This window comes from Chryseobacterium sp. C-71 (assembly GCF_020911865.1).
GTDB lineage: Bacteria > Bacteroidota > Bacteroidia > Flavobacteriales > Weeksellaceae > Chryseobacterium.
Map to the genome: position 1 here is coordinate 2,099,435 of NZ_CP087131.1, position 13,578 is coordinate 2,113,012.

General features: G+C 34.0%; 16 protein-coding genes. All 16 read left to right on the forward strand.

Annotated elements, in window-relative coordinates; all coding sequences use genetic code 11:
* Window positions 1–21: 21 nt before the first annotated feature.
* Complete coding sequence (locus LNP04_RS09550; RefSeq protein WP_229986252.1) at window positions 22–426, forward strand: hypothetical protein; 405 nt, start codon at window positions 22–24, stop codon at window positions 424–426.
* Window positions 426–1,421, forward strand: coding sequence for a BtrH N-terminal domain-containing protein (locus tag LNP04_RS09555; protein WP_229986253.1), 996 nt, complete (start codon window positions 426–428; stop codon window positions 1,419–1,421). The genes LNP04_RS09550 and LNP04_RS09555 overlap by 1 nt, the downstream gene beginning before the upstream one ends.
* 41 nt (window positions 1,422–1,462) lie before the next feature.
* A complete protein-coding gene (locus LNP04_RS09560; protein WP_229986254.1) occupies window positions 1,463–2,080 on the forward strand; it encodes a hypothetical protein in 618 nt (205 codons plus the stop codon).
* Window positions 2,081–2,107: 27 nt separating this feature from the next.
* Window positions 2,108–2,863: an ABC transporter ATP-binding protein gene (locus LNP04_RS09565; protein WP_229986255.1), complete on the forward strand. Its 756-nt coding sequence runs from the start codon at window positions 2,108–2,110 to the stop codon at window positions 2,861–2,863.
* The gene (locus LNP04_RS09570; protein WP_229986256.1) at window positions 2,853–4,115 is read left to right on the forward strand and encodes an ABC transporter permease; all 1,263 of its coding nucleotides are present in this window, start codon (window positions 2,853–2,855) and stop codon (window positions 4,113–4,115) included. The genes LNP04_RS09565 and LNP04_RS09570 overlap by 11 nt, the downstream gene beginning before the upstream one ends.
* Before the next feature lie 418 nt (window positions 4,116–4,533).
* Entirely contained in the window at window positions 4,534–4,953 is a 420-nt protein-coding gene (locus tag LNP04_RS09575; protein WP_229986257.1) for a thioesterase family protein, read from the forward strand.
* 54 nt (window positions 4,954–5,007) lie between these two features.
* Window positions 5,008–6,162, forward strand: coding sequence for a beta-ketoacyl synthase N-terminal-like domain-containing protein (locus tag LNP04_RS09580; RefSeq protein ID WP_229986287.1), 1,155 nt, complete (start codon window positions 5,008–5,010; stop codon window positions 6,160–6,162).
* Between the two features lie 119 nt (window positions 6,163–6,281).
* A complete protein-coding gene (locus LNP04_RS09585; protein ID WP_229986258.1) occupies window positions 6,282–7,190 on the forward strand; it encodes a hypothetical protein in 909 nt (302 codons plus the stop codon).
* Window positions 7,191–7,715: 525 nt separating this feature from the next.
* Window positions 7,716–8,255, forward strand: a complete 540-nt coding sequence (locus tag LNP04_RS09590) for a 3-oxoacyl-ACP synthase (protein WP_229986260.1) — start codon at window positions 7,716–7,718, stop codon at window positions 8,253–8,255.
* Between the two features lie 105 nt (window positions 8,256–8,360).
* Window positions 8,361–8,618: a phosphopantetheine-binding protein gene (locus tag LNP04_RS09595; RefSeq protein ID WP_034963026.1), complete on the forward strand. Its 258-nt coding sequence runs from the start codon at window positions 8,361–8,363 to the stop codon at window positions 8,616–8,618.
* Between the two features lie 195 nt (window positions 8,619–8,813).
* Window positions 8,814–10,010 (forward strand): beta-ketoacyl synthase, encoded by a 1,197-nt coding sequence (locus tag LNP04_RS09600; RefSeq protein ID WP_229986261.1) that lies wholly within the window; start codon window positions 8,814–8,816, stop codon window positions 10,008–10,010.
* Window positions 10,010–11,071 (forward strand): beta-ketoacyl synthase N-terminal-like domain-containing protein, encoded by a 1,062-nt coding sequence (locus LNP04_RS09605; RefSeq protein WP_229986265.1) that lies wholly within the window; start codon window positions 10,010–10,012, stop codon window positions 11,069–11,071. The genes LNP04_RS09600 and LNP04_RS09605 overlap by 1 nt, the downstream gene beginning before the upstream one ends.
* A 153-nt stretch (window positions 11,072–11,224) precedes the next feature.
* Window positions 11,225–11,980 carry a polysaccharide deacetylase family protein gene (locus tag LNP04_RS09610; protein WP_229982752.1) on the forward strand — a complete coding sequence of 252 codons (756 nt, stop codon included), beginning with the start codon at window positions 11,225–11,227 and terminating at the stop codon, window positions 11,978–11,980.
* The gene (locus LNP04_RS09615) at window positions 11,973–12,599 is read left to right on the forward strand and encodes an outer membrane lipoprotein carrier protein LolA (protein ID WP_229982753.1); all 627 of its coding nucleotides are present in this window, start codon (window positions 11,973–11,975) and stop codon (window positions 12,597–12,599) included. The genes LNP04_RS09610 and LNP04_RS09615 overlap by 8 nt, the downstream gene beginning before the upstream one ends.
* Complete coding sequence (locus LNP04_RS09620) at window positions 12,565–13,200, forward strand: hypothetical protein (protein ID WP_229982754.1); 636 nt, start codon at window positions 12,565–12,567, stop codon at window positions 13,198–13,200. Before LNP04_RS09615 ends, LNP04_RS09620 begins: the two co-directional genes overlap by 35 nt.
* 2 nt (window positions 13,201–13,202) lie before the next feature.
* The gene (locus LNP04_RS09625; RefSeq protein WP_229982755.1) at window positions 13,203–13,577 is read left to right on the forward strand and encodes a 3-hydroxyacyl-ACP dehydratase; all 375 of its coding nucleotides are present in this window, start codon (window positions 13,203–13,205) and stop codon (window positions 13,575–13,577) included.
* Window position 13,578: the final 1 nt, after the last annotated feature.

Genomic DNA, 13,578 nt, shown 5'->3' on the forward strand with positions numbered 1-13,578 from the left:
ATTGAAACAGCAAATTTTCAAATGAAAAAACAAGACATTCCACAGGACGAAAGCAATCTTCAATCAGCAAATATGACCGAAATGTTATATGTGACTGATGAAAATAACAATTACACCACCGCTCAAAGCATCGGCTGGGAAGCTAAAAAAGCTGCTCTCGATGAATCAATGGCGCTCATCAACGAAAGAATTGAAGAAGCAAAACAAAACGTTGCCAATAATATCGTAAGTCCTATCATTTATTTTATGGAATTGAATAAAATGGATTTACAGGTTCTTGCAGCATACGTCGGAAAGTGGCAATGGACGGTTAAACGACACGCTAAACCGAAAATATTTAAAAAACTCAGCGATTCTACTTTAAAAAAATATGCCGACACATTCGGGATTTCGGTAGATGAATTAAAAAACTTCGACGGTAAATAATGAAATTGAATTTTGAACACCATCAGACAGCCCATTGCGAAAACGGTGTTGCCTCCAATTTACTTCTCAACAGAGGTTTAAAACTTAGTGAACCCATGATTTTCGGAATCGGTTCTGGATTGTTTTTCGTATATTTACCTTTCCTGAAAGTCAATTTCGCTCCGGGTTTCAGTTATCGTCCGATGCCGGGAGCTATTTTCAGCAAAGCGGCAAAAAGACTTGGTATCAAAATCAAAAGAGTTAAATTTTCAAACCCGAAAGAAGCTCAGGCTGCTTTAGAGAAAAATTTAGAACAAAATATCCCGACAGGTTTACAAGTAGGAGTTTTCAATCTTACTTATTTTCCTGAGGAATATAAATTCCATTTCAACGCCCACAATCTTGTAGTGTACGGAAAAGAAGACGGAAAATTCCTCATCAGCGACCCTGTAATGGATTTCGCAACAACTTTGACCGAAGCTGAATTGGAAAAAGTTCGTTATGCAAAAGGCGCACTCGCTCCGAAAGGCCATATGTATTTCCCGACACACATTCCTGAAAATGTAAATCTGGAAGAAGCTATTAAAAAAGGAATTAAAGATACCTGCAAAAATATGTTGGCTCCCGTTCCGATTATTGGGGTAAAAGCAATGCGTTGGGTCGCAAAAAGCATCCCAAAATGGGCAGAGAAAAAAGGCACAAAAGTGACCAATCATTATCTTGGCCAGTTGATTAGAATGCAGGAGGAAATCGGAACCGGCGGTGGCGGATTCAGATTTATTTATGGTGCTTTTTTACAAGAAGCGGCTTTAATCCTTAAAAATGAAGAATTGAAAGAATTATCTAAAGAAATTACCGCAATTGGTGACCTTTGGAGAGATTTTGCCGTGGATATTGCAAGAGTTTATAAGAACAGAAATTCGAAAAGCGACATTTACAATCAGCTTTCAAAATCGATGCTTCATATTGCTGATTTGGAGGAAGCGTTTTATAAGAAATTGAGAAAAGCGATTTAAGATAAATATTCTAAAAATAGTTGGTATTTAAATTTAAGAAGATGACAACGGAACATTTTTATATTGCAATTGACAGAGATTATAAAGGCACTGAAGGTGGAGCAGGATATAATCGACTGTCATTGTGGAAAGTTCCCGAATATAATTTAGCTAAATTTTATATAGAAAAAACCTTAAAGTTTATTTTTGAAAACGAATATCCAACAATACGAGATTGGTATTCTGAAAATGAATGTCATATAGATTATCCTTTACTTATAACAAATGATAAAAAGCTATATCAAGTTTATAGAAATGTTTTAAGTCTTGAAGAATTTAAAATTTACTGCAATGGGGAAATAGAAAAAAGAGCTCTATTGGATATCCATAAAATACATCCTAAAATAAATATTTATAAAGGAATTATGTTTAAGTCATTCGTTTTAGATAATTATAATGGCAGTTCAGAAAAAATAATGAAAGTTGTTGAAGATTTAATCACTAATGAATTTGTTGGAGCAAAAAATTTCGCACCTAACTATACAGATTATGATAGCTCGAATGGTGAATCTTATGACACTTATAAACCTGATTTATTAGGAAAAATTGAATTTATAAATGATTCATACTTTATAAATAATTTAATAAATGACTTTAATAACGATAATAAATCACTGTAGATATTGCTATCGAAGAAATTAAAAACAATGTCAAATTTCATCATCGAAATAAAAAACCTCTATAAGAAATACAAAAATTCGGAAGACTTTTCGGTTAATGATATTTCTTTGAACATCGATAAAAACGAAATCTACGGAATTCTCGGCCCAAACGGAGCGGGAAAAACCACTTTGATTTCTATGCTTTCAGGTTTGATTAAACCAACCTCAGGAAGTTTTACCATCAACGGATTGTCGCCGAAAAAAGACAATTCGAAAATCAAACAAATCATCGGCGTTGTTCCTCAGGAATATGCGCTCTATCCTACTTTAACAGCGAAAGAAAATCTTTTGTTCTTTGGAAGTTTGTATGGTTTAAAACACGATTACCTTCACAAGGCCATCGATGAAGCTTTAGAATTGATGGGTTTAACGAAATTCGCCAACAAAAAAGTCGACCAGTTTTCAGGCGGAATGAAACGCCGTTGCAATCTTATTGCAGGAACGCTTCACAACCCGAAAGTTCTGTTTCTAGATGAGCCGACGGTTGGCGTAGATGTTCAATCAAAAAAAGCCATCATCGATTATCTTTTAGATTTAAATAAAAAAGGAACGTGCATTATTTACACTTCGCATCACCTTTCTGAGGCTGAGGAATTCTGTACAAAAATCGCCATCATCGACCACGGAAAAATCCACGCAACCGGAACACCTCAAGAATTGGTGGAAAGAGTTGCCAATGCGGAAAACCTGGAGGATGTTTTCATTTCATTAACCGGAAAAGAATTGAGAGATGTTGTATAAATTGTGGAGAAGTTTCATCAAGGAAATTCAGTTACTGAAAAGAGATTCGGGCGGAATTGTCATTATTTTTCTGATGCCGTTGCTGTTGATTATTACGATCACTTTAATTCAGGATTCGACATTCAAAAATCTGGAAGGTTCAAAAATCCCGATTATTTTTATTGACAATGATAAATCCGAAGTTTCCAAAGTCATCAAAAAAGAACTCGAAACCAGCAAAACATTTGAGCTCGTCACCGACTACAACGAAAAATCAGCTGAGAAAGCTGTGTTTACCGGAGATTATCAGATGGCCATCGTCATTCCTGAAAATTTAACGAAAGATTTAAATTCAAATATCGATTCTAAAGTTCAGACCGTCGTAAGCTCGTTTGGTTTGGAAACTGATTCTACTGCGACAAAAGCTGTAGCTTCAAAAGCAAAAGACATTCATCTCTATTTTGACCCCGCAACCAACGCAGGTTTCAAAAATTCTGTGATGAATGCCATCAACAAAATGGTTTTCGAAATCGAGAATAAAAAAATCTACAAAGCCTTCCAGGACCAACTTGGGACGACGGAAGACCTTGAAAATAAAAGCTTAATTACTTTTAAAGAAATCACACCGAACAAAGGCAAAGAAGAACTGATGCCAAATTCCGTTCAGCACAATGTTCCTGCGTGGGCGCTGTTTGCGATTTTCTTTATTGTGGTGCCTTTGTCGATTAATTTAGTCAAAGAAAAAAGTCAGGGAACGAGCGTGAGAGTTCGCGTGAGTCCGACGCCGTATTATATTCATATTTTAGGGAAAACCTTTACTTATCTGATCATTTGCGTCATCCAGTTTTTGCTGATGGTTGCAGTAGGAATCTGGCTTTTCCCGCTGATGGATTTGCCACAGTTTGATGTTTCCGGAAAAATGTTCCACCTTTTGATTGTCACTCTTTTTGCAGGATTGGCTGCGATTGGATTTGGGGTTTTAATCGGAACGATGTCTAATACTCAGGAACAGTCGGCGCCGTTTGGAGCAACTTCCGTAGTTGTTTTGGCGGCGATTGGCGGAATTTGGGTTCCTGTTTTCCTGATGCCCGAATTTATGCAGAAAATCGCATCATTTTCCCCGATGAATTGGGGACTGAATGCGTATTACGATATTATTTTAAGAAACAGCGGCATTGGGGAAATTGCCAAAGAACTGATTTTCTTATTTTTATTTTATATTGCGATGGTGACGATTTCGTTATTGTATGAGAGGAAACAAAATAGTGTCTGATTTATTGTAAGGAGCCGGGAACCTGCTGTCCACTGTATCTTTTTTGTCATTGCTAACGACGTGAATCAATAAATCGAACTTATCAGCAATCGCAATGACAAAAAAGGATGCCGTTCCCATCAGGGCTAGGGATTTCGTGGGAAATTCACGTTTTGTCAACCCTATCAAAAGTCAAAACTTCGCCAAAGTTAAAGATTGATTAATATGAATTAACAGGCTCTTTGACAAAAATAGTAGAACTGTAATTAAATGCCTGAATAGAAAGATGAAGTATATCATCACATTATTTTAAGCACCCGTCACTGGAAAATCCGCAGGATTTAATGTGAATAGCCATAGGTGAAACCTATGGAATAAAATAAAACTCAATAAGAACCCGACAGGGTTCAATATTAAATAGCCTTCATAAAAAAACAAAATGCTATCTAAAAACATAACCTGTACCGAAGAAGTACGCGTTCGTTTCAACGAGACAGATCCGCTGGGAATCGTGTGGCACGGCCATTACATCGTTTATTTTGAGGACGGAAGAGAAGCTTTCGGAAGACAGCACGGTTTGACCTATCTCGACATTCAGAAAGCTGGATTTACCACGCCGATTGTGAAAAGCACGTGCGAACATTTTCTTCCTTTAAAATATGGTGAAACATTCAATATTGTAACGACTTTCGTGAATTCTGTTTCAGCGAAACTTATTTACAAATACGAGATTTTCAATCAGCAAAATCAATTGGTTTGCAGTGGAGAAACCATTCAGGTTTTTCTGGATTCTGAGAATAATTTATGCCTGTACAATCCCGAGTTTTTTCAGGCTTGGAAAGATAAAAATGGCTTGTAGCTATTTGCATTTGGCTTTTAGCTAAAAATGTTTAATCAAACCAATCAGCAATTAATGAACAAAGAAATTTACATTACAGATTACAACTGTGTCACGCCTTTGGGTTTTGATGTGGAATCAAACTGGAACGCACTTTTGGAAGGAAAATCCGGCGTTGCGTTGCATAAAATTATAGAAAATCAAGAAGCGTTCTTTGTTTCTAAAATTGATTCTGAGAAACTGGATGAAGAATTTAGTAAACTCTTCGACTCCGATCAGAGTGACAATCAGAATTTCACAAGACTTGAAAAGATGTTTTTATTAAGTCTAAAAGCTTTGGTGGACAGAAATCCAATCTCAGATGAAACGGCTTTTATTCTTTCAACAACAAAAGGAAATATAAGTTTATTAAAAAACGAAAGCACTTTACCGGAAGGTGTTTACCTTTCAAATTTAGCTCAAAAACTGGCTGATTTTTTTGGATTTAAAACAAAACCGATTGTGGTTTCCAACGCCTGTGTTTCCGGAGTAATGGCGATTTCTGTGGCGAAAAATATGATTCAGGCAGGAAAATACAAAGACGCTTTTGTGGTTGCCGGAGACGAGATTACTGAATTTGTAATTTCAGGTTTTAATTCTTTTCAGGCGATTGGAAGTGAGCCTTGCAAACCGTACGATAAAAACCGTAATGGAATTAATTTGGGAGAAGCGACCGCTATAGCTTACATCACTTCTACCCCATCAGCGAATGAAAAATTTAAGTTTAAAATTCTGGGCGACTCAGCAATTAATGATGCCAACCATATTTCCGGACCATCGAGAACCGGCGACGGATTATTTGCGAGCGTTCAAAATGCAATGAAAGAAGCAAAAGTTTCATCCGAACAAATCGATTTTATTTCCGCTCACGGAACGGCAACCCTTTACAACGACGAGATGGAAGCCATCGCCTTCAACCGAATGGATTTGCAAAATGTTCCTCTCAACAGTATGAAAGGATATTACGGACATTGTTTAGGCGCATCAGGTTTGCTGGAAAGTATTATTTCAATGGAATCTGCTTTGAACAATATTTTAATTCCGTCCAAAAACTTTGAAGAAATGGGCGTTTCGAAAGATTTGAATATTATCAAAGAAAATCAGTCGGCAGAAATCAAATATATCTTGAAAACGGCTTCTGGTTTTGGCGGGTGCAATGCGGCGATAGTATTAGAAATTGAATCTTTATAAAAAGTTTATTTCTAAATCATTAACTATTACAAAATTCTTATATTTTATGTTAAGGAAAATTCTATTTTTAATGGGGTTATACAAACTTTTGAATATATTTGTCTATAATAAAAATTTCTATGAATTCTAAAATTTTCACATTTTTGTTATTGGCTTTTATTGTCTTTTTCAATAATTCGTGTTCAAATGGAGATGAAGTACAAACAACTCCAACCAATACTAGTTTGCAGAATCCTACTCAGAATTCCAATAAAATATTGAAATTTATTAAATCTACTGATAATAATCCTACACATTACTTTCAAAATTCTAATGGCAAAATAGTTTTATGGAATACTAGTTACAATAACAATTACAATGCGACTATACACTCGGTAACCTATAACTCAATGGGTAAAATTGATAAAATATCAATTTCTAATTCCTCCTCTATTAATTATTATGAAGCACAATTTAAATATAACAACAATTTGCTTTCAGAAATTGTATATCTACACAAAGATACAAATGGCAATTTCTTGCTAAACACAAGTTACACTGTTCAGTATAAAAATTCTAAAATATATCGTCTTATCAGAACCACTTATAATACACCACAAGATTATATAAACGACACTCTAAATAACTGTAATATAACGGAATTAGAATTTTCTGGTGAAAACGTAACAAAAGCAACTTTTATTACAGGACAATATAGTAAAGCTACAGGAGTGATTAATGCTGAATCTTATGCATACTTTACAAGATTATATACTTACAATAATTCGATAATTAACCCTTATTCTACATTTCCGATAGAATTCCAAGCCTACTTAGCACACTTAAGTCTTGAAAATAGCGAGTATAGTGTCGATTATTTTTCAAAAAATGCAAAAAATGGCTTAACAACTTATGTACTACAGTCATTATTTTCAAATTATTATTTTAATTACGAAACTGATATAAGTTTAAATGGATTGCCAAATAAAATTGGCTCAAGTAATGGAAATTTTGGAAGCAAAGCAACTTTTGAATATGATTCTTTTTAAGATTTAAAAATTATAAATTTATTTAAAATTCGATTAGTATTAAGTTTTTTTATTGATATTAAAAAACTTAAAAATATCACTTTGATACTACTTCTTTTTATAATTTGCTGAAGGGGATGAAGCACCATAGCCACAATATGGAGATTTACACATAACCTACTCTAAACATAAAATTGAAACAGTTTAGTGTGGTGGTTTACCGTCATTCCGGACTAAAAAAAACTTTTTTTTGTTTAGTAGAATTGAGAATAATAGAAATTGAGAATTTTTGTTATTTTACAAAAGAAGATAATCATTTTTAATGTTTTAAAACCCAGTGTTAATTTACATGTAAAGAAGCTAAAGAAATAAAAACATGGAGTGTTGAGAAAAGAAGCTAAACTATGAAAATTCATCTACATTCTTGTAAGTTATTTATTAGATGATAAATCTCATTTATTAAAATAAAATCTTCTAGTCTATAGCCTTGAAAATTAACCCTTCAAAAATCAATATTGACATACTGCCTAATAGATACACCAGTAAATGAAAAAACTTCACGTTTGCACTATTGAAAATGCTCAGATTATTCTTAATCATAAAATCATTTTCGAATCGGAATTATCTTCTTTCTCAGACTTTGCTAAAGAAGCATATAAAAATTTAGAACTTAATTATCCGAAATTTCATAAAATGGATAATCTCAGCAAACTTGCATTTCTAGCTTCCGAAATGATTCTGAAAAATGACAACCACAGCAAAACAGCTTTGGTTTTCGCCAACAAATCCTCAAGCCTCGATACCGATTTTAAATATCAGGAAAGCATCAATTCTCAGGAAAATTATTTCCCGAGTCCTGCTGTTTTTGTGTACACTTTGCCGAATATTTGTGTTGGCGAAATTAGCATTAAACATAAAATGCAGACCGAAAATGCGTTTTTCGTATTGGATGAATTCGATGAAGAATTTTTGAATTCATACGTGGCACAGATTCTGCAATCAGGGAAAGCTGAAAAAGTTTTATGTGGCTGGGTCGAACTGTATCAGGAAAGTTACAAAGCTTTTGTATATTTGCTGACTTTGTAATATAACAATTTAACAATGTAAAAGTTTATCAATAATTAAACACCTTAAACATAATTGGTAAATTGCTAAACTTATACATTGGTACATTATAAATGAAATTTATTTATGGAAGATTTAAAATTAGAATTAAAAAACAAAATCATAGAAGTTCTTAATCTTGAGGATGTTGCAGTAGAAGAAATCAAAGATACAGACCCACTTTTCGGTGGCGGTCTTGGTTTGGATTCTATCGACGCGCTGGAATTAATCGTACTTCTCGATAAAGACTACGGAATCAAATTATCTGACCCGAAAAAAGGGAAAGAAATCTTCCAGTCCATCGAAGTGATGGCAAAATACATCGAAGAAAACAGAACAAAATAATTCTTTTTATTTTGAACACTAAGTTCTCTAAGTCATTGTTAAAAAATTGAAAATATTTTTCGTTCTCAACGGCTCTTTGCTCAGCAACGAACACCAATTGTATTTTCTTGGCTGAGTGAAACGCCTTTGCGGACTTAAAAACAGAATTATTATAAAAAATCTTTGCGCTCTTTGCGTTAAAAAGAATTCAAATCAATGAGTCAAAAAATTGCCATTACAGGAATGGGCATCATTTCCTCCATTGGTAACAATGTTGAGGAAAATTTTATTTCGCTGACGACCGGAAAACACGGCATTTCAGACATCGAATTGTTTGAAACACGCCACGCCGGAAGCATCAAAACAGGCGAGATAAAATTGTCTAATGAAGAGCTTGCACAGAAACTTCAGCTACTTGAAGACAACAATTTAACAAGAACTGCTTTGTTGGGAATGGTCGCTGCAAAAGAAGCTGTAGAAAGTGCCGGAATTTCGGATATCAACGAATATAAAACCGGACTCATCTCCTCCACAAGCGTGGGCGGAATGGATATCACCGAAAAATATTTCTACACCTACGAAGATTTCCCTGAAAAACAAAAATATATTGATTCACACGATGCCGGAAATTCATCTTTGGCAATTGCAGAACTGTTGGGTCTGAAAGGAATGGTTTCTACCATCAGCACAGCCTGTTCGTCTGCAGCCAATGCGATTATGATAGGCGCAAAACTTATCAAAAACGGCGTTCTGGACCGTGTGATTGTTGGCGGAACAGATTCGCTTTCGAAGTTTACTTTGAATGGATTTAATACGCTGATGATTCTCACCGATTCTTACAACACGCCTTTTGACAACGACAGAAAAGGTCTAAACTTAGGCGAAGCAGCCGCTTTCCTAGTTTTGGAATCTGATGAAGTTGTAAAAAAAGAAAATAAAAAAGTACTCGCCTATCTTTCAGGTTACGGAAACGCCAACGATGCGCACCACCAAACCGCTTCTTCGGAAAACGGACAAGGTGCTTACTTGGCAATGGAAAAAGCATTGAAAGTTTCAGGTTTAAATAAAGAAAACATTGATTACATCAACGTTCACGGAACTGCAACTCCGAATAATGACTTGTCTGAAGGCATTGCAATGATTCGGATTTTTGGCGAAAATCAGGTTCCGGAATTCAGTTCAACGAAAGCGTTCACAGGTCATACTTTGGCAGCTGCGGCTGGAATTGAGGCGGTTTACTCGATTTTAGCAATGCGGAACAATGTGATTTTTCCAAATTTAAATTTCAAAACTAAAATGGAAGAATTTGATTTGACGCCGGTTACCGAACTGAAAGAGAAAAACATCAATCACGTACTTTCCAATTCATTTGGATTTGGAGGAAACTGTTCAACTTTAATTTTTTCTAAATAATGAGTGCAGTTTACATCAACAGTGCTGCCTGCATCTCGGTTCAGGACACTTTAAACGAAAACTTTTTTGACAATTTAAAGCCTGAAAATTCTGTTCAGGTTTTAAAAGCGATTGAGCCGAATTACAAAGAATTCATTCCGCCAGCAATGAGCAGAAGAATGTCTAAAACGGTAAAAATGAGTTCAGTAGCTTCCACAAAAGCTTTACAGGAAGCTGGAATCGAAAAACCCGATGCCATCATCGTCGGAACAGGAATGGGTTGCTCTCAGGATTCTGAAAAGTTTTTAAAAAATGTTCTTGAAAATAATGAAGAATTTCTAACCCCAACGTTTTTTATTCAATCTACGCACAATACGGTTGCCGGACAAATTGCTTTGGGATTGCAGTGTCACGGCTATAATTTCACTTATGTCAACTGTTCTTCGTCGCTGGAATTCTCAATGCTGGATGCAAAACTTCAGATTTTGGATGGCGAAGCAGATAATGTTTTGGTGGGTTCAACAGATGAACAAACCGACAGAACAATGGAATTGTTCAAGCTGAATGATTCGATTAAAAAAGAAAAAAATCTTCCTGTTGATTATTTAAATTCGACAACTGAAGGCGTGATTTGGGGCGAAGGTTCGAGCTTTTTCGTTTTAGGAAAAGATAAGACGGAAACTTCTTATGCACAATTAAAAGATATTCAAATTATTAACTCATTAAAATTAAATGAAACTCAACAATTCATCGAAGATTTTTTAGTTAAAAATAATTTGAAAAACCAAGATATTGAAGCTGTGATTTTAGGTTTCAGCGGAGATTCTGAATCGGATGTTTGTTATAAAAATGCTTCAGAATTATTTCCAAGTTCATCTTTATTGTATTACAAACATTTGAGTGGAGAATTCAATACAGCGAGTGGTTTTTCAACTTTTATGGCTTGTCAGATTCTTAAAAATCAAGTGATTCCTGAAGTGATGTTGATTAATGATCTGAAAAAAGAAAGCATTAAAAATGTGCTTTTGTATAATCATTTGAAAGGAAGCGACCATAGTTTGGTTTTGTTGGAGAAAGCTTAATTTACTAGATTATTTTGTGTGAAAATAATCAGAGTCTTTGTCATTCAGAGCGAAACGAAGTGGAGCGTGGAATCTAAGCAAATTTAAGACACTGTCGAGATTCCTACGGAATGACAAACAGATTGTTAAAGTTTAACTCCAAAAACAATAAAGATGAAACATTATCCATTTATTATTTTTTATCTTTTCTTGAATTTCTTTATTTACGCATTTCAAGGAACAATTTGGGTTTATATTTTCTGTTTCATACTCTTTTCTGCGGTTGTCATTTGGGGTTCTTTTGATATTCAATTAGGCTATTTTGTCAACAGTTTTACCCATAAACGAACAAAAAATAATGAAGTTGCTTTAACTTTCGATGACGGACCGACAGAATTTACACCGAAGTTTTTAGATATTTTAAAAGAGAATAACATCAAAGCTACCTTTTTCTGCATCGGAAAACAGATTGAAAAATACCCAGAAACGTTCCAAAGAATTATTACGGAAGGTCATACAATTGGAAATCACACTTTTTCACATTCAAATAACACCGGATTTTTATCAACTACTAAAATGATTGAAGAAATTGAAAAATGTGATGAAATAATTTTCAAAACAGGAAATATTACAACTAACCTTTACCGCCCACCTTTCGGAGTAACTAATCCGAATATTGCGAAAGCAATCAAGAAAACACAGAAAAAAAGTATCGGTTGGAATGTTCGTTCTTTGGACACTGTGATTACGGACGAGAAGAAAATTTTAAGGAAAGTAACAAAAGGTTTGAAAAAAGACAGTATCATTCTGCTTCACGATACTTCGGAAAAAACGTACAATGTTTTGGTCGAATTATTGTTATTTTTGGAGCGTCAAAAGTATTCAACTTTCACTATTGATTCAATATTTAAATCTAAAAATAATGTTTAAAAATATAGCTTTCATAGCACTTTTATTAATTTCAACTTTTGTTTTTGCACAGAACACAGCAATGACGAGCGCTGAATCTAAAGCATTCGTGACAAAAATTTCTGCTGAAACCAAAGAAATTAAAACTTTGCAAAGTGATTTTGTTCAGACAAAAAAAATGGATTTTTTAGATAAAAATATTGTCACACAAGGTAGGCTGTCTTTGAAATCTCCAAATATTTTAAGTTGGAAATACACAAAACCTTATCAATACAGCATTATTTTTAAGGAAAATAAAATCTTCATCAACGATCAGGGTAAAAAATCTTCGGTTGATGCCAAAAGCAAAACCTTTGAAAAAATCAATAAACTGATTGTCGGAAGTTCGAACGGAAAAATGTTCAACGATCCGGAATTTTCTGTGGTTTATTTGAAAAATTCAAGTACAAATATTGCTAAATTTACTCCAAAATCTGCTCAATTGTTGAAATACATCAAACAAATCGAACTTCATTTTCCTAAAAATCAATCGACAGTTTCTCAAGTTAATATGACTGAAGCTTCCGGCGATACAACGAATATTGTTTTCAAAAACACCAAAATCAATGCGCCGATTCCTGCTGCTGAGTTTTCTTTATAGTTCGTTTTTTTTGCTTTTGGTTTCTTGTAAATCTTATCAGCTAAAAGACGTAAAATCGGTTTCAAATACAGAAAAAACGGTTGAAAATCTTTACTTTTCATCAAAAGAAGATTACGTGTATAAATGTCAGATGGATATTTATAAAAATCACATCAGTGGAATTTTAATTATTAAAAAAATCTCTGATACCACACATCGAGTTGTAATGACTTCTGATTTTGGGAATAAAATGATTGATTTTGAAATTTCGGAAAGTGATTTTAAGCTCAACTATGTTTTGGCAGATTTAGACAAAAAAATGGTTATTAATTTTCTGAAAAATGATTTTCAGGAATTATTACGACAGAAATATCCTGTTGCTGAAAGTTTTGAAAATGAAAACTTTAGTATTTTTCGATCAGAACTAGATAAAAAAAATTATTACCTGTCTTTCAATAAAGAAAATTCTCTTCTAACAAAAATTGTTTACACAAAGAATAATAAGGAGAAAATCAATTTTAGTTTTGAAGCTAAAAAACCTACTTTTGCAGAGATGATTAATCTTGAACATAAAGATTTCAAAATCAATATTAAACTATTTCAAATTACCGAAACTGAATAAATATGCAAACGATTCTTACTGACTTTTATACGTTGGAAACTCAGGAAAAAACAGAAAGCGGAAGTTTTATCGCAAATATCAAATTAAATCAGGCTCACGATATTTTTAACGGGCATTTTCCTGGAAATCCGGTAACTCCTGGAGTTTGTATGATGCAGATTGTGAAAGAGCTTACTGAAGAATTTACAGGGAAAAAACTATTTCTAAAATCTGCTTCTAATGTAAAATTTATGGCGATTATCAATCCTTTCGAAACGCCTTATCTTAGGATACAGCTTGATATTAACGAAGGTGAAAATGAAGTGAAGGTAAAAAACATAACTTCCTTTGGCGAGACTATTGCATTGAAAATGTCAGTTAATTATACAAAAATATAGC